The organism is Bacteriovorax stolpii (assembly GCF_002872415.1).
In the GTDB taxonomy this organism is placed as follows: domain Bacteria; phylum Bdellovibrionota; class Bacteriovoracia; order Bacteriovoracales; family Bacteriovoracaceae; genus Bacteriovorax; species Bacteriovorax stolpii.
This window is the reverse complement of record NZ_CP025704.1, coordinates 1,724,187-1,749,176: the sequence shown is the minus strand read 5'-3', so window position 1 is coordinate 1,749,176 and position 24,990 is coordinate 1,724,187. Positions and strand designations below refer to the sequence as shown.

At 42.5% G+C, this 24,990-nt stretch carries 20 protein-coding genes; 10 read left to right on the top strand and 10 right to left on the bottom strand.

Going from position 1 to position 24,990, the window contains the following annotated elements; translation table 11 throughout:
* Window positions 1–6: 6 nt before the first annotated feature.
* On the bottom strand, window positions 7–1,122 hold the full coding sequence (locus C0V70_RS08640) for a DUF444 family protein (RefSeq protein WP_102243463.1): 1,116 nt from the start codon (window positions 1,120–1,122) through the stop codon (window positions 7–9).
* A gap of 24 nt (window positions 1,123–1,146) precedes the next feature.
* Window positions 1,147–3,204, bottom strand: a complete 2,058-nt coding sequence (locus tag C0V70_RS08635) for a PrkA family serine protein kinase (protein WP_102243462.1) — start codon at window positions 3,202–3,204, stop codon at window positions 1,147–1,149.
* A gap of 178 nt (window positions 3,205–3,382) precedes the next feature.
* On the opposite strand from C0V70_RS08635, the gene C0V70_RS08630 reads away from it, so the two are divergent.
* From C0V70_RS08630 to C0V70_RS08610, 5 genes are all read left to right on the top strand, one after another.
* Window positions 3,383–4,126: a Stp1/IreP family PP2C-type Ser/Thr phosphatase gene (locus C0V70_RS08630; protein WP_102243461.1), complete on the top strand. Its 744-nt coding sequence runs from the start codon at window positions 3,383–3,385 to the stop codon at window positions 4,124–4,126.
* A gap of 75 nt (window positions 4,127–4,201) precedes the next feature.
* Window positions 4,202–5,302, top strand: a complete 1,101-nt coding sequence (locus C0V70_RS08625; RefSeq protein WP_102243460.1) for a M23 family metallopeptidase — start codon at window positions 4,202–4,204, stop codon at window positions 5,300–5,302.
* A 47-nt stretch (window positions 5,303–5,349) separates the two neighbouring features.
* The gene (gene secA / locus C0V70_RS08620) at window positions 5,350–7,905 is read left to right on the top strand and encodes a preprotein translocase subunit SecA (RefSeq protein WP_102243459.1); all 2,556 of its coding nucleotides are present in this window, start codon (window positions 5,350–5,352) and stop codon (window positions 7,903–7,905) included.
* 11 nt (window positions 7,906–7,916) lie between these two features.
* Window positions 7,917–9,284, top strand: a complete 1,368-nt coding sequence (locus C0V70_RS08615) for a hypothetical protein (RefSeq protein ID WP_102243458.1) — start codon at window positions 7,917–7,919, stop codon at window positions 9,282–9,284.
* On the top strand, window positions 9,281–10,726 hold the full coding sequence (locus C0V70_RS08610) for a glycerol-3-phosphate dehydrogenase/oxidase (protein ID WP_158649622.1): 1,446 nt from the start codon (window positions 9,281–9,283) through the stop codon (window positions 10,724–10,726). Before C0V70_RS08615 ends, C0V70_RS08610 begins: the two co-directional genes overlap by 4 nt.
* Before the next feature lie 3 nt (window positions 10,727–10,729).
* Here the strand turns inward: C0V70_RS08610 and C0V70_RS08605 are convergent, their stop codons facing one another.
* Window positions 10,730–11,917, bottom strand: a complete 1,188-nt coding sequence (locus C0V70_RS08605) for an outer membrane beta-barrel protein (protein WP_102243456.1) — start codon at window positions 11,915–11,917, stop codon at window positions 10,730–10,732.
* 16 nt (window positions 11,918–11,933) lie between these two features.
* Window positions 11,934–13,505 carry a hypothetical protein gene (locus tag C0V70_RS08600; RefSeq protein WP_102243455.1) on the bottom strand — a complete coding sequence of 524 codons (1,572 nt, stop codon included), beginning with the start codon at window positions 13,503–13,505 and terminating at the stop codon, window positions 11,934–11,936.
* A 119-nt stretch (window positions 13,506–13,624) separates the two neighbouring features.
* Between C0V70_RS08600 and C0V70_RS08595 the strand changes: the two genes are divergently transcribed.
* From C0V70_RS08595 to C0V70_RS08580, 4 genes are all read left to right on the top strand, one after another.
* Window positions 13,625–13,849, top strand: coding sequence for a hypothetical protein (locus tag C0V70_RS08595; RefSeq protein WP_102243454.1), 225 nt, complete (start codon window positions 13,625–13,627; stop codon window positions 13,847–13,849).
* 18 nt (window positions 13,850–13,867) lie between these two features.
* Window positions 13,868–14,821: a thioredoxin-disulfide reductase gene (gene trxB, locus C0V70_RS08590; RefSeq protein ID WP_166637353.1), complete on the top strand. Its 954-nt coding sequence runs from the start codon at window positions 13,868–13,870 to the stop codon at window positions 14,819–14,821.
* Window positions 14,822–14,972: 151 nt separating this feature from the next.
* Window positions 14,973–16,478: a hypothetical protein gene (locus C0V70_RS08585; RefSeq protein WP_102243453.1), complete on the top strand. Its 1,506-nt coding sequence runs from the start codon at window positions 14,973–14,975 to the stop codon at window positions 16,476–16,478.
* Between the two features lie 182 nt (window positions 16,479–16,660).
* Entirely contained in the window at window positions 16,661–17,452 is a 792-nt protein-coding gene (locus tag C0V70_RS08580) for an enoyl-CoA hydratase/isomerase family protein (protein ID WP_102243452.1), read from the top strand.
* Here the strand turns inward: C0V70_RS08580 and C0V70_RS08575 are convergent.
* The 6 genes from C0V70_RS08575 to C0V70_RS08550 form a co-directional block, all read right to left on the bottom strand.
* Complete coding sequence (locus C0V70_RS08575; RefSeq protein WP_102243451.1) at window positions 17,449–18,369, bottom strand: mevalonate kinase family protein; 921 nt, start codon at window positions 18,367–18,369, stop codon at window positions 17,449–17,451. The genes C0V70_RS08580 and C0V70_RS08575 overlap by 4 nt on opposite strands.
* 8 nt (window positions 18,370–18,377) lie before the next feature.
* Window positions 18,378–19,412: a diphosphomevalonate decarboxylase gene (locus C0V70_RS08570; protein ID WP_102243450.1), complete on the bottom strand. Its 1,035-nt coding sequence runs from the start codon at window positions 19,410–19,412 to the stop codon at window positions 18,378–18,380.
* Between the two features lie 9 nt (window positions 19,413–19,421).
* Entirely contained in the window at window positions 19,422–20,465 is a 1,044-nt protein-coding gene (locus C0V70_RS08565; RefSeq protein WP_185902996.1) for a GYDIA family GHMP kinase, read from the bottom strand.
* Window positions 20,466–20,472: 7 nt separating this feature from the next.
* Window positions 20,473–21,801: a hydroxymethylglutaryl-CoA reductase gene (locus C0V70_RS08560; RefSeq protein ID WP_424923487.1), complete on the bottom strand. Its 1,329-nt coding sequence runs from the start codon at window positions 21,799–21,801 to the stop codon at window positions 20,473–20,475.
* A 44-nt stretch (window positions 21,802–21,845) separates the two neighbouring features.
* Window positions 21,846–22,865, bottom strand: coding sequence for a beta/alpha barrel domain-containing protein (locus tag C0V70_RS08555; RefSeq protein ID WP_102243449.1), 1,020 nt, complete (start codon window positions 22,863–22,865; stop codon window positions 21,846–21,848).
* A gap of 66 nt (window positions 22,866–22,931) precedes the next feature.
* The gene (locus C0V70_RS08550) at window positions 22,932–23,639 is read right to left on the bottom strand and encodes an SAM-dependent methyltransferase (RefSeq protein WP_102243448.1); all 708 of its coding nucleotides are present in this window, start codon (window positions 23,637–23,639) and stop codon (window positions 22,932–22,934) included.
* Between the two features lie 111 nt (window positions 23,640–23,750).
* Here C0V70_RS08550 and C0V70_RS08545 point away from each other — a divergent pair, with 111 nt between their 5' ends.
* A complete protein-coding gene (locus tag C0V70_RS08545; RefSeq protein ID WP_102243447.1) occupies window positions 23,751–24,962 on the top strand; it encodes a GTP-binding protein in 1,212 nt (403 codons plus the stop codon).
* Window positions 24,963–24,990: the final 28 nt, after the last annotated feature.

Here is a 24,990-nt window from a genome sequence, read left to right as displayed (position 1 = left end):
TCCTCTTTATTTTCCCTTTCCTAGGAAATCTTTGATTGAATCAAGAATAGCGTCCTTATTTTTAATTTTTGAAAGGATCACTTTCTCATCGTCTTCACCGTAGCGGCCGGCAAGGTCTTTGTAGAATTGCCCGGAACCGTAACGGCTTTCAACTTGTCCGTAGCAAAAAACGTTTGAAGCTGGCAGAAGATCCTGATCCAGGATTTCTAAACACAGCTTAGTGTCGTCTGCTGACCAGTTATCACCATCAGAAAAATGGAACGGGTAAATGTTCCACTCAGATGGGTCGTAGTCTTTTTCAATGATCTCACGGCACAGTTTAAGCGCACTGGAAATCAGTGTTCCTCCCGATTCGCGGGTCTTGAAAAATGTTTCTTCATCCACTTCTTTTGCTGTGGCATCGTGGATGATGTATCTGACTTCAATATCTTTATACTGAGACTTAAGCCATAGGTTGATCCAGAAAGACTCCGTGCGGACAATTTCTTTTTGCTCATCACCCATTGATCCAGAAACGTCCATCATATAGATAACAACAGCTGAGTTTTCAAACTCAACTTTTGCATCACTGGCGCGGTAACGGAAGTCGCGCTTATGCGGGATAACTCGCGGGTCATTAAAATCGTAAGTCCCCGTCGCAATCTGGCGCTTCATCGCTTCTTTATAAGTGCGTTTAAAATGTTTTAATGAATTTGGACCAGTCATCCCAATAGACGTGTACTTATTGGTCACCGAAGGCATGGCCTTCTTTCCTTTGGGTTCAATGCGTGGAAGTGCCAGCTCATCACCAAGAATTGAAGCCAGCTCTTCTAGAGAAAGATCAACTTCTAATTCTTTGTTTCCGGCCTGGTTACCGACTTCCTGCCCTTGTCCTGGTTGATCGCCTTCTTGCCCATCAACCGGGTCACCCGATTGACCTTCACCCTGGCCCATTCCGCCCTGGTTTCTGTCGCCAAATTTAAAGCGAGGTGTATCGATCGAGGGCATCGGGATTTTAAAAGTCCCGTCGCCCTTCGGACTTGGCATTTCACCTTTAGACACATACTTTCTTAGATTGTCGCGGATTCTTCCTTTAACAATCTTTCTAAAGCGAGCATGGTCTCTTTTAATTGGATGATCCATCTAACTATCCCTTAAAAGTTAAGCTTATGACTTAGCAGAGTCACCTTTAGCAAAAATCGATGCTACGAAGTTCAGTGCGTCTGTCGCACAGATTTCACAGTAGCCATGATTTTTAATAAGGCGAGACTTCACAACATCGATCTTCTCTTGTGTTTCTTTATCCACAACTTTAGAAATGATCGTTGTAAGCTTGATTGAGTCTTTTTGGTCTTCAAAAAGCTTCAGCTCAAGCGCTCTGTGCAGACGCTCATTCATTTTGTAATCAAAAACTTTACCTTCGATCGCCAGAGCTCCGATGTAGTTCATGATTTCTCTTCTGAAGTCGTCTTTTCTCGACTCAGGAATATCGATTTTTTCTTCAATCGATCTCATGAATCGCTCATCAGCGTCTTCTAACTTATTAGAGTATTTATTTCTAATCTTTTCTTTCTGTGTATAAGCTTTTACGTTGTCGATATAGTTTGCACAAAGTGTCTGGATCGCTGACTCATCAACTGAGATCGCTTTCTGCACGTCATTTTTCACTGTATCTTCATACTCCTGACGAGCGATCGCCAGCATTTCTCTGTAGTGGTCAAGCTGCTCAGGTGAGTTGATCAGACCGTGGTGCTTAAGCCCGCTTTCAAGTTCGTTGAAAACCATGAATGGGTTTAGACATCCTACGTGGCCGTTTTTAACCAGTGAGTTTGAAAGTTTATCCTGGATGTAACGAGGAGAAATCCCTTCAAGACCTTCGCGGATAGCTTCTTTTCTAAGCTCTTTAACGTTGTCTTCGTTGTATCCCGGAAGAGTTTTTCCGTTATAAAGTTTAAGTTTTTGAAGCTTCGTCAGGTCAGATTTTTTCGGTTCTTCTAAGCGAGTTAGAATCGACCATGTCGCTGCCATCTCAATGGTGTGAGGAGCGATATGCACGTGAGGGATTCTTTCAGCATTGAAATCTTTTTGATAGATTTTGACTTCCTGATCCAGGCGCGTGATGTATGGAACGTCGATTTTTACCGTTCTATCTCTTAGGGCTTCCATGAATTCGTTAGACTGAAGTTTTCTAAATTCCGGCTCGTTTGTGTGGCCAAGAATAACTTCATCGATATCAGTCTGAGAGAATTTTTTAGGTTTAATTGACTGCTCTTGAGACGCCCCAAGAAGGTCGTATAAGAAAGCTACGTCAAGTTTTAACATCTCGATGAACTCAACGATCCCGCGGTTAGCGATGTTGAATTCCCCGTCGAAGTTAAACGCACGTGGATCAGAGTCCGATCCGTACTGAGCGATTTTTCTGTAGTTGATATCCCCAGTTAATTCTGTTGAATCCTGGTTCTTCTCATCTTTTGGCTGGAACGTACCAATACCGATACGGTCTTTTTCAGAAAGAAGAAGTCTCTTCACGCGAACGTGGTTGAGAACTTTTTTCCAGTCACCGTTGTATTTTTTCAGGTATTCGCCAAGGATGTAGCGGTCAGCTGGACACACTTCGCCTTTGATGTTGATCTTGTGTCCGTCTTTTCTTCCTTTATTGATTTCTTCAAGGAATTGTTTTCTTACTTCTACCGGAAGAAGCTTAAGGGGCTCTTCGTGCATTGGAGAAGGGAAAATTTTCGCTCCACCAAGAATGTCTGATTCTGTTTCATCAAACCATTCGAAAGTAAAAAGAGCTCCGGCATCTGTGCGCGCGTAGTGTTCAATTCCTTTTTTGATCATTCTTGAAATCGATGATTTTGCCGATCCAACCGGCCCGTGCAGAAGAAGAACGCGTTTTTCAGTTCCATATCCTGCTGCTGCAGATTTAAAGAAGTTCACCAGTTTCATCAAGTGAACGTCGATACCAAATACTGCATCTTTTCCGTTTTGGATTGGATCATCAAAGAAGTGGTAACGAACAACTTCTTTTTTGTATTCTGTATATGTAGTAGATCCGTATGACATAATCATATCGTGAACACGCTGGAAAGCGTTTCTCGTGATTTTTGGATTTTCAGTAACTAAATCCAGGTACTGTTGAAACGTACCTGACCAGTGCAAATGAGAAAAGTCTGATACTTTATAATTCTCATCCATGAATCTATTGATATCTAATTTCGACATTAGGCCTCCCATCTTTTTTAACGATTTCCACTTATAATTATGGCATAGATTCAAAAATTTACCTAAATATATAAACCCGAGCAAAAAACTCCGGTGTGTAAAAATGAAATTGACAAAAATTCCGGGCTTCCTGACAATAGATAAATAGAAACAACGTTTTTTAGGAATTTGCGAACAAATGGGTTTAATAGCTGCAGGTGCAACAGACATTGGGCGCAAACGCAAGAGTAACCAAGATGCTTACTTTTTAAGTCTTGAGAACAAACTCTTTGTAGTAGCTGACGGTATGGGTGGCCATAACGGTGGTGATATCGCTTCGCAGATGGCAGTTAAAGCGCTTCCTGAATACTTGATCAAAAATATTTCAATGGAACCTACGCCGCTACTTACTGGTTCAATTAAGGAATCAAATAGGGCCATTAAGAATTTCGGAGAAACTCATCCAGAGCTTGTTGGGATGGGGACAACGATTGTTAGTTTCTACTTCCGCGGGCAAAATATTTACGTTGGCAACGTCGGCGATTCACGTGGCTATCTAGTTAATAATAAAAAAATTTTCCAGCTTACACGCGATCACTCTCTCGTGCAGGAAAAGCTTAATTACGGCGTTTACAACCGCGAACAAGCGGCCCTTGATCCACAAAAAAACGTTCTCGTTCGCACTGTGGGATTTGAAGACGATGTCGATGTTGATGTCTTCATCTACAAAGTTGTCAAAAATGATATCTTTCTTTGCTGCTCAGATGGACTTCACGGGAAAGTAAGTGACGAAGATATTCTCTACATCATCAACAAGCACATTCCCGACCCCGCCGTAGCTACGCAAGCAACCTGTGAGCAAGTGGTAAAGAGTCTTATTGCCCAGGCCAACGAAAATGGTGGGCAGGATAATATCACGGCAATTCTGGTCATAGCGCAATAACAGTTGCCATCAGCCCCCTCTAAATTTACAATTTATAAGTACATTTTCTGCTAGTGAAAACATTTGGAGTTCCCATTGGATCGCTATTACACTTTAATGATCATTCCGGAAAAAAATAAAGACGTCCGTTCGATCAAAATTCCGCGCCTTGTTTTTAAAAGTATCGTGTTTCTTTTTATTACGTTCACGGTTCTTTTAGGAATCTTAACTTATGACTACTGGAACGTTTTAAGTCAGGTCTACGAAAACAAACACCTTCTGGTGGAAAACCGCCAGCTCAAAGAACAGGTTCAACTCTTCCAGATGAAGCTCAATTCGATCACTGAAGATCTTGAGCGCATCAACGTGTTTGAAAGAAAACTTCGTGCCATCACCGGCCTTGAAGCCATTCAAGCGACAACAGTTGACAGCGGAAGTGCTGCTCGCCCTAACGGCTCAAATGTTTTAGGTGAACCAGACCGCGACTACTCTCCGGGTTCAATGATCAGAATCTTCAAACAACAGCCGACTAAAACGGCGCAGAAGCTTGAGCAGTTTGAAGATGATAAAAAATATCAGGAAACAAAAAAGAGTTACGAAGAAAAAATCGCAACCGCTTATGTGCAGAACAACGATTTTTCTTATTCAAAGGAATGGTCATTCCTGACTCGCCAGAGTTTAACCATGGCCCCGCTCTACGCGGAATTCGACTACAAGTATGAAGTGGTCGTCTCTTACTTAAAAGATATTGAAGTGCGCGTTCATCAACTCGATCAGCACTTACTGGATAAAGAATCATTCCTGCGCTCAACGCCGACGCTACTGCCGGCAGCAGGACATCTCACATCAAGTTATGGTCCAAGAATGTCTCCGTATGCCGGAAGAATCAAAATGCATGAAGGAATCGATGTCGGGGCCCCAAGTGGCACGGCCATCATTGCTCCAGCAGACGGTGTCGTGACATACTCTGGAGCGAAACCGGGATTTGGGAACTTTGTCCAGATCGACCACGGATACGGGGTCGAAACTATTTACGGTCACGCTTCTACTCTTACAGTTAAAAAAGGTCAGAAAGTTGTTCGTGGCGATCGAATTGCTACCGTCGGAAACACAGGGTATTCGACAGGACCGCACGTCCACTACGAGGTTCGTGTCAACGGCACACCCGTTGACCCACTTTACTACACGCTTAACTAGCAACACTTAAAATTTATTTTTATATTGTATCTCAGGAGACCTTTTTTATGTTCAATCCATTGCAAATGATTTTCGGGACAAAATACGACCGAGATCTAAAAAAACTTAAACCAATTGTTGAAGTGATCAATTCACTTGAACCAAAAATGCAGCAATTATCTGACGAAGAACTTAAAGCTCAAACGCCAAAACTAAGAGCAATGCTTGAGTCAGGAAAAACGACAGCGGATATCCTTCCTGAAGCGTTTGCCACAATCAGAGAAGCTTCTAAGCGTGTCCTTGGAATGAGACACTTCGACGTGCAGTTAATGGGTGGTATTGCTCTATTTAACGGTGGTATTGCGGAAATGAAGACCGGAGAAGGTAAAACTCTTACGGCAACAGCTCCTCTGTATCTTGTGGCCCTTGAAGGAAAAGGCGCTCACGTCGTAACAGTTAACGACTACCTTGCTCGCCGTGACTCGGAAGAAATGGGTGTTTTATACAAGTGGCTAGGACTAAGTGTTGGTGTAATCCTTTCACAAATGTCGGATGAAGACCGCCAGGTTGCCTACAAATGCGACATCACTTACGGAACAAACAACGAGTTTGCTTTCGACTACCTTCGCGACAACATGAAATTCTCTCTGGAAGAATACGTTCAAAGAGACCACCACTTCTGTATCGTGGATGAGGTTGACTCGATTCTAATCGATGAAGCGAGAACTCCACTTTTAATTTCTGGTCCATCAGAAGGTGACCCTTCACTTTACTACGTCGCTAATGACGTTATTCCAAAACTAAAAAAAGATGTTCACTTTACAGTGGATGAAAAGGCCCGCTCAGCAATGTTCACTGAAGAAGGGGTTATCCGCGTTCAGGAACTTTTAAAAATTGAAAACCTTTACAACATTGAGCACTCTAACCTGCTTCACCATTTAAACCAGTCACTAAAAGCTCACGCGCTTTTCAAGCTGGATGTTGACTACGTTAACCGCGACGGTCAAATCATCATCGTAGATGAGTTCACAGGACGTCTAAAAGAAGGATCGCGCTGGTCTGATGGTCTTCACCAGTCAGTTGAAGCGAAAGAAGGTGTAAAGATCAAGTCTGAGAACCAGACACTTGCTTCGATCACTTTCCAGAACTACTTCAAACTCTATAAAAAGCTCTCTGGTATGACGGGTACTGCGGATACAGAAGCTGAAGAGTTTATGAAAATCTACAACCTTGATGTTGTGGTTATTCCTACAAACCTTCCAATGGCCCGTATCGATGAAGCGGATATCATCTACAAAAACCGCGCGGCTAAGTACAAAGCAGTGGCTGAGTTGATTAAAACTCTTCACGCTAAAGGGCAGCCGGTGCTAGTTGGGACAATCGCAATTGAAACATCTGAGCTTATCTCTAGCTACCTTCGCCAGGAAGGCATTCCTCACGAAGTTCTAAACGCTAAACAACACGAAAGAGAAGCTGAGATCATTAAAAACGCTGGTCAACCTGGTGCGGTTACGATTGCTACCAACATGGCCGGTCGTGGTACCGACATTAAACTGACTCCGGAAACAAAAGCGGCCGGTGGTCTTTACATCCTTGGTACTGAAAGACACGAATCACGTCGTATCGACAACCAGCTTCGCGGTCGTTCGGGACGTCAAGGTGACCCGGGGAATTCAAAGTTCTTCCTTTCACTTGAAGATGACCTGATGAGAATCTTTGGTTCTGATAAAATTTCAGGATTAATGAATACACTGGGAATGAAAGAAGATGAGCCAATCGAACACAAAATGATTTCAAACGCGATCGCTAAGGCGCAAAAGAAAGTTGAAGCTCATAACTTCGATATCAGAAAGCACCTTCTTGAATACGATAACGTTATGAACGAGCAACGTCGTATTATTTACAAAATCCGCCGTGATATCTTAAACGACCAGGACAACAATGGTTTCGTGCAAGAGATGGTTGAGGATGTTGCCGTTGAATTACTGGAAAACTACCGCCCGGAAAAGAAAGCTCCACTTGATTCATGGGACTGGGAAGAAATGAAAAAAGGATTTAAGTCAACTTTCAACACTGACCATGAGATCTCTTATCAAGAATGTATCCAAAACTTTGATGGCGAAGTTGAGCGCTACTTCGGGGCAACGGCCAACAGCGTACTAGAGAAGAAATTCTCGCAATACGAGCCTGAGCAAGTGACTTATGCTCTAAGAGAAATCCTGCTTTCTGCGTTTGATCAACACTGGAAAGATCACCTTCTGAATATGGACCATGCAAAAGAAGGGATCAACCTGCGCGCTTACGCTCAAAAAGACCCTCTGACAGAGTACAAAAAAGAATCGTTCATGCTTTTTGATGCAATGAAAGTTCAGGTTAAAAAATCTATTGTAGCTAACCTATTTACTGTTAGACTTTATACTAAGGCCGAGATTGAAGAACTTCAAAAGAGACATCAAGAAGAACTAGAAGCTCAACTTGAGGCCCACAGACGCGCCTTAGAAGCTGAAACTGTAAAAGAAGAAGCAAAGCTGATCAAAAGATCAAACCCTAAAGTGGGTAGAAACGATCCTTGTCCATGTGGATCAGGGAAAAAATACAAGCAATGTCACGGGACAGAAGCTTAACAAGGTCTTAAATGACAAAAAAGAAAGATGACGAAAATAAAGATTTAACGAGAATCGAGGATCTTTCTGAGTTTTTACACCAGAACGACTCTGATCTCGACTCTAAATTCGACAGCTTTCATTCTAACTCTTTCGACAACAATGATTCATCTTCCACGGGCATCAGCTTAGATGCCCTGGATGATGACCTCTCTCCCGATGTCCCTCCAGAAGTTCCCTTTGATTCTGGATCTAATGCCTCTGAAGAGATGAGTTTTGAAGTCTCTGAGCTGGAAACTGAGACACAAGAAGAAAATATTTTTGGTGCGACTGAAGACAATCCTTTTGGTGACTCAGAAGAGCAATCTCAAGAGTTCCAAGAAGAAGGCTCTTTCGATATCAATCTTGAAGAAGAATCACCTTTTGAATCAGAAGTTTCCGAAGAGTTCACTCCGACTGAAGAATTATCTTTTGCCGAAGAAGAAACGACGACAATAGAAGAAGACTTCACTCCAATGGAAAGTGAAGCGCTTCAAGAAGAAACTCTCCGCGACGAAAGCGCCTACACCAACACTTCAGAAAAATTTGAAGATGTTAAAACTTTTGCTCAAAATTTTTCATACGGCAAGGCCTCTGTCGGTGGAGGAAATCCTCCCTACAGCATTATCGCCCGTCATATTAAATACAAAGAAGAAGCTGACGACATCCTGGAACTTTTAAAAGAGTTCGGCGTGGTCAATGCTCAAAATGAAAAAGACACTGAACGCTCACTTGAACTGGGCTCACTTATCATTCCCCAGATCAGCGAGTACACGGCCATTGTCCTGGCCCATAAACTACGCCGCTTCGATTTAGACCTGGAAGTTGGTCTCTCAGATGAAGTGCATCCTTCAAAATCAGGCGAGAGCAATCCACGCGGACTACTAAAAAAAGACAACCTAAAACAAAACCGTGCCGAGAGTTTAAAGCTCTCAGACATCGATACGAGCATTAAAGACATCATCATCACAACAAGCTCACAGGTTCCAGGTTACGTGGTGGAAAACTACATCGGCGTGCAAACGACTTTTACGATTGTCGAAGAGGCCGAACTGGAAAGATTGCAATACGTGCAAAAAAATCAGCGTGAAGCTGGAGAAATTCTCAATATGGAAGACCTGGAGAATCCAGAGCTAACATCTGAAAAAGCATTTAAAGATTACCAAAACTCGTTTGCTCTTTTATATGAAGACCTGACGATGCAGTTAAAACAAAAGGCCTATGCTCAACACGCAAATGCGCTTTTGGGACTCAATTTTCAATTATCACCGCTGCAATTTGAACGCTCACATGGAAGAGTGAATGCGTACCAGATCACTTGCAGTGCCACTCTTGCCATCGTAGGCCCGGAGACCACTTGAAAACAACGCCAGTAAAAGATTCTTATAAAACCGTCATCGTTGGCGGTGGGATTGTTGGCGCGGGGATTTTCCGCGACCTGGTTTTAAATGGCGTAGAAACGCTTTTAATCGATGCCGGGGACTTTTCATCCCAGACAAGTGAGCGCAGTTCAAAGATGCTTCACGGAGGCATCCGCTACCTGGAAAATATGGATTTCCCTCTGGTATTTGAGGCCCTGCATGAAAAAAACCTGTGGTTAAAACTCACACCTCACCTCACTCGCGAAGTTCCTTTTTATATGCCGGTCTATAAAGATTCAAAACGTCCACTTTGGATGATCAGAATCGGGCTTTTCCTCTACGATCTTCTCTCAAGCTTTAAGAACTCACCTTTTAGCATGAAAAATAGAGACGAATGTGTCAGGGATATTAAAGGCCTTAACCCTGAAGGACTTTCAGGTGCCGGCGTTTATTACGATGGGATCATGGACGACGCTAAAATCACTCTGGAAGTGATTTACGATGCACTCAATGAACCCCATGCCTTTGCCATAAACCATACAAAAGTCACCAACGTCAGAAAGATTAACAGCAAAAATACGCTCACACTCAAAGACCAGCTCACTGGCGAAGAAAAAAACATTATCGCTGATCAGGTCGTCTATGCACTTGGCCCTTTTACAGATTCGTTTTTAAAACAATATAGCTTTTATCACTGGAAAGATGTGCTTCTTCCTTCAAAAGGTTCACACATTTGGATTAGAAGCACTGATCTGCCAATCGCTCATCCAATAGTTATGACTCCTCAAGATGAATACGGAGACCGCGTGATTTTCGTTATTCCTCACGGCGAAAAAGTCCTGGTAGGAACAACAGAAGTTCCTAACAAAGATGACCTCTTCCATGTCAAACCGACGGAAGAAGAAATCCAATACCTGCTTAAAAATTTAAACCTGTACTTTCCTCAGTCCAACCTGACAAAAGATAAAATCATTGGAAGTTTTGCAGGAATCAGACCTCTGGTAAAAGAAGAAAACACCGGAGGAGACCGCGGAAAAACATCGCGCGAGCATAAAGTTTTTCAACCGGCCAGCGACACCTATGTGATCGCTGGAGGAAAATACACAACCTTCAGAGTGATGGGCAGAGAAATCACCCAGAAAATCTGTCATCGTTTTCATCTAAGCTACAATCAAGATAAAACAGAATCACCTCTGCGCAGCCCTTCTGTCGTTGGGCCTTTCGAGTGGCATTTGCCAAGTGAAACTGAACTAATTCATATCTGTGAAAAAGAAATGCCAAAGACGTTTGAAGATTTAGTTGTCAGAAGGCTCTCGGTTTTAAGCCGCGCGATCTGGAAAGAAAAAACCAAAGAAGATTTCGATACTTATTTCAATAGACATCTAAAAACTCTCCAGCGCTATCTAAAGATAAGCGCCGAAGATATTGCAAAATTTAATTAATAATTAGAAACGGTAAGAGAGCCCAAACTGAACACGAGGACCTGCCAGAGTTCTTGTTGAAACAAAAGTTCCGCCAGCTCCGTCATCAAATTCAAACTCTTCTGATGAATGGTAATAATCCAGGATTGCTCTTACACCAAAACCATTATTAAGGATGTATTTTGCACCCACTCCAACTGAGAAAAATGTATTTGTCCCATCAGTTGTGTTTTCAGTCGCCACTCCTCCAGTTGTCGATACCGACTTAACGGAAGCGCTTCCTTTTCCTGCCGTTAAGGCCCCGTAACCGATAAGTTTGTTGACTGAAGCCGCTGAATTATAAAAATGGTAGTTCGCTCCTACCCCATATTCAAACCAATCACTCGTCGATTTAACATCGTCACCAGTTTCAATAGTTCTCTTGTGTGCAAAAAGTGAAAGAGAAAACTCTTTAAAAAAGCTTGATGAAGTTAAAAAATATTTTTCAATCCCAGCGGAGAAATCAATTGTTGATCCTGAGGCTGCAGTAGAAGATGATGTCGTCGTATCACTTTCAACCGTGCCAGAGAGAGAATTCACATATAAAGTTCCCCAGGCCTCCCAAGTCTTTGACGTATTTGACGAGTAGACAGGAGCTGATTCTTCAATCACTGGAGCTGAACTTGTTTTCTTAGAGCTGCTTGCCGTCTTAGAAGGCACTGACTTTGTCGTGCCCACTGACATATCTTCTTCCAGTCCCAGGCCTTTTAGTTCGTCTTTATCAGCATCGCTTACTACGATTTCTTCACTTGCAGCGCCGTCTGCTGAATTGTCTTCAACATTCATCGTTTCAGTGCCACCAGGGATCGGCTCTTCTTTTAAACTTTTACTTGGATCATCTGTGATTTTTACCGGCGTAGCGATCTTCAGGTTAAGTACTTTATCCTGAGTGATCTCATTTGGATCAACAATTCTATAAAGCGACCAGACCGATCTTGAAGGAGAAACTTTTTCGGCCACTCCACGGGCCACAACACCAGCTGTGATAAAAAACTTGGCGTGATCTCCGACCACTAAACCATCTTCTCCACCGCGGTTAACGAGTACTGTTTTTTTACTTGATGAAACTTTCAAAAAACGAAGAGTTAATTTTTCATCGATTTCTAAAGCGCTGACGTTAGTGACATTGAAAGCGAAAACGGCAGGCAAAACAAAATATAATGATCTTTTCATCCGTGAAAACCTCATCCTAAAAATAAACGCTCATTCCTAGAATATATTTTAAGTCAGTGACAGAAATTTTGCTATTAATATTGTCATCTACGCGGTCAATGACTGACAAATTCTTCATATCGATATTGACCCCAAAGTTCACACTCACTCCTACATTGACCGTGTCTTCTTTCAGGTCACCTGAACGGAAGCGGTATTTAGTCATAAGCTGCAACGAGGGAGATAAAAGTTGATAAGAATACTCTTTTGAGAGGTCAGGTGAGTAAACGCTGGCACTTCCATTTTTAAGTCCAACGCCCGCCAGGTAAATAAACGAATTTAACGTCAGCGGGTTGTTGATGAAGTAATAATTTAAATAGGCCCCATAGTCCGTTTCTTCAGAACGAGCGTTAAACTCTCCTGTGTCGTACTCAGTTACCCCGCGCTCAAGAAAAAATTGCAGCGACCATTTTTTAAGAGAAGCCGACGTACGTGCCAGGTGCAAGTCATAAGCAATCCCCAGGCTGTAACCGCGTCCCTGGTAATTTGGGTCTTGAGTGTTCCCGTGAGCAACCATTGAACCCGAGTAATGAAGCATGATCTCATGGCCTTCAAGTTCATTAAGGGCCAGATCTCTTCTTCTGATTTCTTTTTCCATTCCCGTTTGAATGAAATAACGTCTTAAAGCAGCATCATCCATATCTGACGACCACTGATCTCCGTCGCGTTTCATCTTCGCCATTGCCCTCGGGTCAACTTGATCAGCAAGTTTGGCGTCTTCTTTCATGCGGGCATAAGTTGAAATCTCCACCCCTTTTTCCGCGATTTCTGGAAGTCCTGGAGTTCTTGCCTGCTCGCTGTAAAAACTTTTAATTCCGTATTTCATGCCGTTGGTTTTTTTCTCATAACCATCGCTCATAGAATCAAAAAGTTTTTTATCTTCTGCTTTTTTAATATCACCCAGGGCCACTTGCTTATTGCCGACAAAATACTTCTGTGCCGTCAAATCACCGTATTCATCGCTGTAATAGTTGCCTGATTTTTTCTTGTAAGATTCATAGGTCGTCAAAAGGACATCTGTCTCAGGAGTGACGTCTTTAATTTCATCGCGCTCAAAAATATCTGCTGAGGCCGCATAGGGTTTGTCTTCTTTAACCAGTCTCGAAGGAATATTCTCCTGGTTTTGATCGATGTAATCATCCACGTCCTGATACTGAGAATCCGAAATCACCACGTGCTTGTTTCTCATTTTTAGTGGACGCTCTCTCAAAAGCTCACTGGAAGTTGAAATCAAAACCTTTGAATCGCGCTTAATGGCCGAAGGAATATGGATCTTTCTTAGGATCCAGTAAGACTTGCGTGGAAAGCTTTTAACCAGTTCCCCTTCAGCAACCAGAAATACTTTCGGGAACTCTTTTGGCCCTTTTTGCAGGTAAAAACGGGCCAGAAGCCCTTCTTTGTACTCTTCGAGGTTCCCGCGGTCGATAATCAAGCTTTTCCCCGAAGTGGAAATGTCCTGTAAATTGACCTCAGTAAGCCCAATTCCAAAGGCTTTGCCGGTAAAAACACCCATAAATAAAAGAACTGTGATTAAGGCTGAATTTTTCATATTAATTAATAGTTTAAAGCAAACTTGCGCGCCTTCCCACTGATGGGAAATCCTTGCTCTATTGGGTATAATTCTCTATAACTAGAGGTACATTATTCCCAATGAAGTAGGACTCAAAAATGAGCAAGAAAAAGATTAAAAAAATCTACAAGTACGAATGTAACGTGACAGGTGAGACTTTCAAAACAACCTCAGAAGCTCCGTCTCCAGGAGACCTGATGACTGTCAGCGCTTACTACCAAATGCACCCAGAGCTGGACGACCGTCCAGTTGATGTAAAAATCAAAGTTAAGCAGGAAGAAGAAACTGCTGCGGAATTAAAAGCAGCATTATTATCTGAGTAATCTCTTAAGGAATTTATCATGACAACAATCGCTCACAGACAAGTTATCATCGTGGGTTCTGGACCTGCTGGATATACAGCGGCCCTTTACTCATCACGCGCTGGTCTTAACCCTCTCGTTATCGAAGGCCATGAGCCAGGCGGACAATTAACAACAACAACTGACGTAGAAAACTTCCCGGGATTTCCTGAAGGAGTTATGGGCCCTGATCTAATGGCCAACATGAAAAAACAAACTCTACGTTTTGGAACTGAATACCTTTCAGCAAAAGTAACAAGTGTCGATCTTTCAAAAAGACCATTCCATGTAAAGTGCGACAACGGCGCTGAATTCATGGCCGAAACTCTGATCATTTCAACTGGTGCTTCAGCAAAATACCTGGGCCTTAAAAATGAAATGGAACTTATCGGTAAAGGTGTTTCAGCATGTGCTACTTGCGATGGATTTTTCTACCGCAACAGAGTTGTTCACGTTGTAGGTGGTGGTGACACTGCTCTTGAAGAGGCAAACTTCCTGACTCGTTTTGCAGAGAAAGTTTACCTGATTCACAGAAAAGACCAATTCCGTGCAAGTAAACCAATGCAAGAGCGCACTTTCAAAAACCCAAAGATTGAAGTGGTGTGGAACACAGAAGTAAAAGAAATTCTTTTCAATGAAACTGGGGTTACAGGTCTTAAAGTTATTAACAATAAGACAAATGAAATCACAGAAAGAAAAACTGACGGGTTCTTCCTTGGAATCGGTCACGAGCCAAATACAAAATTCTTAAACGGCCAGCTTGAACTTGATGACCACGGGTATATCAAAACTCAGGGCTTCCACCCGGATACATCAGTTGCCGGTGTATTTGCTTGTGGTGACGTTCAAGATCCATACTACCGCCAGGCCATCTCGGCGGCAGGTTCAGGATGTACAGCTGCTATCCGCGCTGAAAGATTCCTGGAAGCAGAACACGACAAAAAGAATCAATAAAGACCTTTTAAAGGCCGCCTTGAGCGGCCTTTTTTATTGGATCAACCGACGACGCAGCTTGGTTATGTGAATTATAAAACATAAAAATTCACCAAAACGCTAAAGAATTTTATCGGATTCCCGCAAAGACATATGGGGAGTTCCGAATAAAATGAAACTATCTCTTTTTATCATAACCTATTCACTTCTTTCACTCACTGCAGTTCATGCGGGCAATAGCCAATTTGAAAACCTGCTGGAGAGAAATGAAAATTACAAAGGCATGGTAGAAAAATTTGACTCCCACGTCTCAACGGGCCAGACGGCCGAAGGCTTTTCAAAAATCAACCAAGCGCTGGATAAGTACATTGCTGATAAAGAGGCCGGAGTAGCGGGTGAATCAGAACTGCTAAACACTGCTCTCATTGATGAATCTGAATGCCAGACCTGCGACACTCACCTCAATTTAAGTAAAGACGTCAGTAAAATTATCGCCAAATTAAAAAAAGGTGATGATGTGACGACTAATAACCAGATTGGCATAGAACTCAATAACCTGAATTTCATGTACTATGTCGTCCGATGGGAAACCGCTGATGGAAAAATCCAATGTGGTAAATTTGGAAACATCGATGCCACCACAAAAAAATATGAGGGCGACTACAAGTTCATGCGTGAAGAACTAGTCGGTCTTCCCAACGTAGAAAACATTCAATACATTCCGGCCGATGGCCAGGAAGTGGTCTATCTTTACCGCGGCTCTGGCTCGCAAAGAAACACACTAGTCGAAGTGCGCATGCAACCTGACGGGACGGCCAAGATTAGGTACTTCGCCTATAAGCCAAGTGCTTCAGAGTTAAATCTTGAGCGTATCGCCAATGATAAAAGCACAGTTGACCTCCTTCGCAAAATTAAGCCCAAACCAAAGGCCGAGCCAGATGGATCTTATGTCGATATCGTTCCAAGTGTAAAATTCCGCGACGGTGCAGTGCCAACGGATGTCGAAGTTTTAAAAGCTAAAACTCAGACTTCTCTCACTGAGAATTTAAACTTCGAAACAAAAACAAAGTTTTCGTACAACGAACAAAGCACTGAACTCTCTCTAAAAAATGACAAAGGCTCTGATTGGGTAAAGGTCAATGCAACAAACTACACTGCTGGAACAAAACAAATCGTTACGGTTGTTCCAATGTCTGTCAATATTGATGCCGATTCAAAGTTAAAAGTAGATGCCAGCGTAAAAAACGAGACAGTCATCCCCGCCTCTGACAAAAAAGATGACAAAATCTCCAATGCCCAAACATACAACATGGCACTTACCGACCATAGTAACAAGTATCTTGATCTTGAGCTTTATCAAAGACCAATTGATAAATACAGCAAGGTCTCTGTTGGAAATGAATTCAATAACGATGTTGTTGGAACTGTAACGACAAAGTTTTCAACCGACACTGACGGTGCTAAAACCTACAGTATGGGTAAAAAAACAGACTTCGGTGACTACGGAAAACTTACCACTTCATTTGGAAGTGCGACGACTTCAGCAGGAGAGCGCAATCGTTTTGTAGATCTTCAGCACGAAGTGGCCATCGGAAAATCCTCTTCACTCGCCATCACAGCAAGGGCCAGTGACGACCGTACCTACACGACAATGCTTCAATTTAAGTCCCGTTTCTAATCCGACCAATTTGCTTTTATTGCTTTTAACTACCTAAATTCACATCATTTTATTTTTTTGTTACAAAAATGAACAATGGCCCTTTGACATTCATTTTTAAAATTTGAAAGAATAGATTCATGAAAGAGAATGACTCTCTTTCATCCCTCTAGGCCCTAAGTGTTTACTACCAAGGAAGGTTAATGAAAGCACTCACACGAATTCCTATTTTTAGTTACAACACCATTGCCACGACTCTATTGACTGACACCAAATCGCTGGAAATTAAATTCAGAAAGAAATTCATCAATCTTGAAGCGCTTTTTGAATTTGAATCTATTCTTGCCTGGTGTGCAAGTCATCCTGAAGTGCAGTCGCTTTACATCACTGTCTACGGTGATTATTTCATCCAGGGAATTGACCCGGAAGAAATGAAGACGATGAATGAAGAGAAACTAAAAAAGATCACAGGAAAGCTCTCAACAATCTCTCAATCACTTTTCTGCTTACCCCAGACTGTGATCATGGATGTGAAACAAGGAACAAAAGGCATTGGACTTGAGCTGGCCCTGGCCGCTGATATCCGCCTTGCTGCTGAAAACGCTCAATTTACTTTTGATCACCTTTCGCAAGGATTGACTCCGGTTTGCGGTGTCTTCTCTTACCTTGCTCCATACTTAAACCAGAATGTAGTGCGCTCGCTGATTTTAAGCGGAAGAACTTTTGATGTGAATGTTATGAATACACTGGGAGGCTGGTGTGACGTGGGCGTTCACCCGAAAGAAATCCTGGCCACTATCTTTGCTCAGGCACCGGTTGCCCGTATGCAGGCCAAGCGCGGTCTTCTAGGAAGCAACTTCACTAATGATGTGAACGCTAAGATTGAAGTTGAAAGGCAGATCTTCAATGCGTCAGTGAGAACTGGGGACTACACATTGGAGCAGCCTTTTATGAGCCACTCTGAGTTTAAAGAAAAATTACAACAAGAAGTTTAAAAACTTAAAAGCAATCTAATTTCATGCGCCGAGAGGACCTGTTTTGCCTTCTGGAAATCACGAGTGATTCCCATAAGAAACCCTCCACCTCCGGCGCCACATAATTTAAGCGCAAAATCCCCGCCTTTAATCCCTTCCACCCAGACGTCGCGGTAGAGCTTTGGAATCATCGGAGAAAGATGCTCAAACTGGAACTCTGAAAGTTTTTTGAAGTTCTCGGTAAGTGTTTCCATGTCAGCAGCGAGAAAATTTTCGATGCAGTTGTTGGTGATTGGCTTTAACTGAGTCTCACAGATATCGTTAAAGCGTGCATTGGTCGTTTTTTCAAGGAAGAGGTTCACCAGAGGTTCCGTTTTTCTTGAACGTTTTGTATTAAGCAGGAAAAGCCCCCCTTTTCCTTTTGGGAATTTAGGAAGAGTGACCGGGCCTAAGTCATTTTTATTTTTAATCAGGATAGGTGAATTTAAATAACTAATCAGCGGATCCATTCCAGAGCTCGCGCCGTGAAAGTGTGACTCCATTTGAGCAAAAATTCTCTTAAGCTTGCTGATATCCAGGTTTGAGTGGCTCTCCTGCTCATAACGATCAAAAACCGCTGCAACCAGCGCTCCTGAGCTTCCGACTCCATATCCTTGTGGGATCGTAGAATCAAAATACAATCCTTGAGAAATATCAAATTCAAAAGACGTCACATCAAACTGAATGTTCAACTGATTGCTTTCGATTAATTGTTTTAAGTATAAAGAAAAGGCCTTAAGTTCTGGATCAATGATAGCTGAGTTGTCTCTTCTAAAAGTCAGTTTTCCATCAAATAACGTATAAGGAATAACCAGTCCCATCGAGTGCTGGATCATGCTGTATTCGCCGAAGAGGATAACCTTCGAGTAAAATTTCTTTTCTGTATGAGTTCTGCTCATTCTTAAGTCTAATCCTTGATCTTCACAGGTCCTGGCCCTGTTTCATCGTGAATGATTCGTAAATCCTTAAACTCCATCGCTAGCCATTCCTTCACGGCCGTTTCGTGGGCCTTTGGGTATAGCAGGTGGATGTTTGGCCCGGCATCAATCGTAAAACACACCGGGATATTTGTTTTTGCTCTGTAGTCCCTGATTTTCTCAATCAACAAAAGCGACATTGGTTTTAGTAAAATAAAACTAGGAGTCGATGTCATCATCAGTGCGTGCAGCATGAGTGCATCTTCTTCAACGATAGAAATAAAATCTTCCATCTTCCCTTCTTTCATCGCCGAAAGAAGTTTTTCTAAATTTTCGTGAGCGCGCTTATAACGAAGCTCTCTAAAAGGATGGCTATCCATTAAAGAGTGCCCCGCGCGGCTTGAAACTGATTTTTCAGCGGCATCCACAATCATGATTGAGTCGCAGTAGTCGTGAAACATTGGATGAATGTCGGCCTTATTTACTGGAGCAGCAAAAAGATTACTAGATCCTACAACTGAGTCGATTTCTCCCCAGCTTACAAGATAGGGATAAACAGATCTTCCGGCCGAGCCCGAAGCTCTGCGGGAAAGATCAGAAGCTTCTTTATAAAAGTCTTCTGTCTGCGTCTTAACGCCAGTGATTTTTTCATCCAGAGAAAGAAGCGATAAACAAAGTGCTGACATCGAAGAGGCCGACGAGGCAATCCCTGATGAGTGCGGAAATGTATTCTCTGATTTAATTGTCAGCTTATAATTTGTGATCCAATCAAAGCGCTCGCGCTCAGACTCTAGAAATTTTACAATTTTTGATTTGAATTTCTCGTTGATCTTTCCCTCAAAAAAGAAATCTACTTGTATCTCTCCTGCATTCGTCTTTTCTGCTTCCACATCCATTATGGTTAGAGAGTTCTTTAGAGTAAAACTCACCGATGGATTGCAGGGAATCTGGTGCGGGATCTTTCCCCAGTATTTTACCAGGGCAATATTTGAAGGAGACGACCAGCTGACACTTAATTTTTCCAAAAGAAGTCCTTAGTGAAGCAGATGGTTTGAGAAGCCCATCTTCACTGCATCTTTAGACTCAGCTTCAATTGGATCAGAAATCAAGTCACTGTATCTATAAACTGTGTCCAGTCCTTTGCCGGCAAAATAACTTCTTATGAAGTCAAAATCGTTTTCTGTGGCCACTAAAACGAAGTCTCCACCCCATGCGCCCAGAGACTTAACAGCTCCCGGGAAATCAGCAAAAAGCGCTGCTTTAACCGTCTGCTGGTCAATCGTCTGAGAGACAAGCTCTTCATGCGACACCATCAGCGACTGGAATTGTTTTAAGGTTGAAGCATTGATAAATTCCTGAGTCAGCTCGGTGATCTTAGAGATCATGGCCGAATCAACCGGTCTTTTCTTAGTGTATTCTTTGATGGCCTCGCGAGAGTTTTGCTTTTTTCCCAGGTAAACAAAATAAAGATTTTGTTTAAAACTTGGGTTGAAATAAATCGGCGACCAGTTAGGCCCGCTTGAAACTTTCTTATAAGCAATCGGCCCGTCAGACTGCGCGCACGCGATGTCATAGCCAGAACCGCCATGAGTTTTAAATAAAAGCTCAAACGGCGAGATATAGGCCCATTGAGCGATATTATAGATAAGTGAAGAAGAGCTTCCCAGTCCCCACGTTAATGGGAATCCCAGGCGAGTTTCAACTTTTACATCGACATTGTCTCTTAAGAAATGAGGGTTTTGTTTTCTCACCTGCTGAAGGATTTTTTGCAGGAAAAGAGCTTCTTCTGATGGATTCTCATCAGTGCACTTGAAGTGCCAGAACTCAAATGTGCTGTCAAACCAGATGTTGCCGTTCACATCGTATGATTTCCAATTAAGCGACGGTGAAAATGATTGATTGTATTTTACTGAAAGGGACTGACCAACTTTTGTCGGTAAAGCAAGAGATAGGGCACCATCTAAGACGAAGTACTCGCCTGTCAGAAGAAGTTTGCCGTGACCGAAGTAATACTGGTCTTTTTCCGGGCAATTTTTCTTAAGTTCGTTATTAATCTGGTTAAGGTTAATTTGATTCATACTTTTCCTAAACGTAGTTCCTTAAGCTGGCAATAAATTCACGCACTGATTGAAACGAGATCACTTCGTTAGCAAAGTGAACCTTGGCCTTCTCTCTTTCTTCTTCTGAGGCTTCAAGGTGATTTAAAATGTTCATCAAGTGCATTTTCATGTGACCTTTCTGGATTCCAGAAGTCACTAAACTTCTCACGGCACCAAAATTCTGAGCAAGACCAATAGTCGCCACCACTTTCATCAGCTCTTCGGCACCAGGGCGTCCGAGCATATCAAGAGAGAGTTTCGACATCGGGTGAAGTGATGTCAGCCCCCCTACAGCACCAATGGCCATCGGGATATCCAGGCTGAAGCGGAATTTACCGTCTTTAATTTCTACATTTGATAGACCTCTGTACTGACCGTCGCGGGCCGCATAAGCATGGCCGCAGGCCTCGACAGCGCGGAAGTCGTTACCAGTGGCAATGACCACAGCATCGATTCCGTTAAAGATACCTTTATTGTGAGTTGTTGCTCTCGTTACATCGATTTTTGAAATGCGAATAGCGCGGGAAAATTTCTCTGCGAACTCATGAGCATCCATCTCAAGCCCTGGCTCGTTAAGATCGGCGATATCGCACTCTACGGAGCTTCTTACGATACACTCTGGAGTGTAATTTGAAAGAATTGCCATTACGACTTGCATTTCTTTTTCTGTATCAGTGAAGTCTTCTGCATCAAGAAGCATTTCTTTCCACGTGCTTCCTAATTTTTCCAGGATAGAATTGATGAAGTTTGCCCCCATCGCATCGCGAGTGTCGAACTCGCCAAGAAGTTGGTAGTAACCAGCTTCATCTTTTGTTCTATCTACTAAACGCAGATCAATGATTCCACCTCCGCGCTTAACCATATTGGCAGCAAGAGGTTCTACGGCCTTTAGAAGCTCTGCTTTTTTAAGAGCAAAAAAATTTTCTAATTTTGAAGTTTCACCATTCCAGATGAAGTGGACTTGTCCAACTTTTTTGACACCTAAAACTTCTGCCTTAAATCCTCCACGAGTCAGCCAGAAGTTAGCAGCTTTTGCAGAAGCGGCAACAACTGAGCTTTCTTCGATAACCATCGGAACACAGAAAAGTTTTCCGTTGATCAGAACGTTTGGCACAACTCCCATTGGGAAGATAAAATTTGTCAGCGTGTTTTCGCTGAATTCATCAATTGTCTTTTGTAGGTTTTCATCATTAAGCCAGAATCTTTTGAATTGCGTTTTTACAGACTCTGAACCACTGAAGTAGTTATCGGCGATAAAATCGATCTTCTCTAGTTTTGAAAGTTTAGAAAAACCTTTAACTGGAGCTGTTGGCATAGAAAGAACATTCATTCCTGTGCTTTTTGTTTCGATAGTCTGGTTCACTGGACCTCCGAGGTCTTTATCGTCAGGAATTTCCTCGCCATTTTTAATCCCTCGATCTGAGCATTGGTAAAAGCTTTGAGCTCTTCATAGTTCTCAGAGCGAGTCAGGAAATTTTTGGCCTGGCCGATAATTGAAGAAAAGTGCAATTGCTCCTGCAGGTAGAATCCATCAAGGAAATTCCCGATCCCGCCAGAGATAATAATTTGTTTTTTAATATAGTCAGGGTTGGCTTTTAGGAGATTGTTAAGAATAGAGATCATTTCTAAAGACGTGTGACCAACTTTGGCCAACGCTTCGATCTCCAGTTTGTCTGCACCCTTTGTTCTTAAGTATTCAAGCTGAGAGAAATTTGTTCCACCAAAACCAGCTAATTCAATCGCATCGATTGGTAGATCCAAAAGAGACTTTAAGCTCTTTGGTCCCATCCCCTGTCCGACTTCTTTCACGATAATTTTTTTACCGCTGCCTTTAAAGGCTTCACTTAGTTTAGCAATCGTCTCAATCGGACTAAAGAGGAACTTGTCGCCTTCCGGTTGAAACCATTCCTGCAGAGGATTCACGTGAATGATAAGTCCGTCTGTGTCCAGTCGGTTTATCAAATCGAAAATTTTATTAATCTCCTGGTCGTGAACAAGTCTTTCAACTTGCGCGATTCCCAGATTGGCAAAAAACGGAAGATCATTTCCTAAAATAGGGCGAAGATTAAAATCTTCAAAGTACTGCCCTGATTCTAAAAGAGTTCGGCAAGAACCAAGCCCCATCCCTAAAGAAAACTCACGGCAGACGCGCGCTAAGTTTTGATTGATGTGACGGGCTTCACCCACTCCACCAGTCATACTCGAAACCCAAAATGGTGCCTGGATTTTCTTTCCTAAAAATGTTGTGGAGATATCAGTTTCCTGAGTAGGATGCGCAGAAAGAAGAGGCTCATAATAAAAGCGCGAGTCCACCAAAAGTCCATTGGTTTGGGACTTGGCGGTAAGCTCAATATGGTCTCTTTTACGTGTCTCTTGCATAGCGCCCTATTTTTATCATGACGGCATTTAAACGTCATTTCTTTTTAATAAGCTATCTAATCGAAATTACTCAGAAACTATCAATACAAATTCGCGTTTTACGTCGTTTATTACATTGAGAAGCTCCTTAGGGGTTCCTCGTTGTAATTCTTCCGTTTCCGCGTTTAAGTCCATGGCCACAAAAAGCTTCTTTTTCGATGAACCCCACGCGCTTTGAAATTCTTCAAGCACGCGCTTTAATCGATAAGGAGTGTCCATCACAATCGCCGTCGTTTTTAAATTTAAAATATTTTTAATGGCCTTCGCTCTTTCTTCACTGTCGATAGGAAGAAATCCTTCAAACCAAAACTTTCTATGTGAGAAACCCGAAAGGGCCAGGGCCAGACTGACAGAATTAAAAAACGGAGTTGAAGTCACGCGGATTTTATTCTGATGACAAAGATTCACCAGCTCAACACCCGGATCATAAAATGCAGGAAGACCACCATCGCTCATAAGAAAAACGTTTTTTCCCTTCTGTAATTCAGCGAGAAGTTCTTTAGATACAGTTTGAGCTGTGTGCTCGTTATAAAGAACAAAACTCTCAACACATTCGCGTGGAAGTTTAAAACCAAGCCATCTTCTTCTTCCCGGTTTTAAATCTTCAATAACAAAAACAGAGTTCTCACGCTCGTTTGTGGCCGCTTCATTTAGAAGCCTGAACGCGCGAGGCTCAAGCTCTCCTTCTTCAGACAAAGGAGTCGGAATTAATGTCAAAGTCCCAGTGGTTTTCATGGGCGTGAAGGTAGCAAAACCCCTTGCAAATTAAAAGAATAAAGAGGGCCCTGTGAAAAACCAACTTAGTGGGCTTGACATTTTTGCGAATCGCTTGCAATATTCAAGAATATGAAAAATGCAAATGAATCGCAAAACAAACTCCCCGTTACCGTCCTTTCAGGCTTTTTAGGGGCCGGAAAGACAACCCTTTTAAACCATATTCTCCATGAAAATCATGGGCTTAAGATCGCCGTGATCGTCAATGATATGAGCGAAGTCAATATCGACGCCGGCATCGTCCGAACCCAGGAAAAACTGGTGGAAATGAGCAATGGCTGCATCTGCTGCACGCTCAGAGAAGACCTTTTAGTAGAAATAAAAAAACTCGCGACCGAAAAAGCGTTTGATTACCTGGTTATTGAGTCCACTGGAATCAGTGAACCCATTCCCGTGGCCGAAACATTCACCTTTGAAGATGAAAACGGAAACTCGCTCTCGCAGTTTGCGAAGCTCGACACCATGGTCACTGTTGTTGATGGCCACAATTTCTTCCGCGACTATATGGAAGCAGTCGACTTGAAAGAGAGGAAAATGGAGCTTTCAGAAAACGATGAAAGAACGATCACTGATCTTCTTATTTCACAAATTGAATTTGCTGATGTCCTGATTATGAACAAGATGGACCTGGTCAATCCAGAGGAGAAATCGCGCTTAATCGGCATCCTGAAAAAACTAAATCCCAAAGCAAAAATCATTGAGGCCCACAAGTCTCAAGTAGATGTAAAAGAAATTTTAAACACAAATCTTTTTAATTTTGAAGAGGCCATGAACAATCCTGGATGGATGATGGAGCTGCGTGGGCATGAAACAAAAGAGACTGAAGAATACGGAATTTCTAGTTTTGTTTTTAGAGAGCAAAGACCATTTCACCCAGAGAGACTGTGGGATGTTTTAACTTCACTTCCCAAGGAAGTTGTCCGCTCAAAAGGATTTTTCTGGGTGGCCACTAAGCCTGAAATCGTCGCTCTTTGGTCACAGGCCGGAAGAACCAGTACACTTGAGGCCAGAGGAGCATGGCTTGCTTCTATGGATATGAGCGAATGGGAAGTCGATGAAGAGGAACTCGCTCAGGTAAAAAAGAACTGGCACAAAGATTACGGCGACCGCGTTCAGGAGATCGTTTTCATTGGACAGAAATTTTTAAATTCGTCTTTAAAAGAAGACTTAATAAAAAGACTCAACGACGCTCTTTTAGATAAGAGTGAGCTCGCTCTCGGAAAAGATTTCTGGACAAGCAACTTTAAGGATTCAGCAATCAATCATTATCTCAGCGCTGAGTAATCCCGTAACTTCCTCAGCACTGATGACA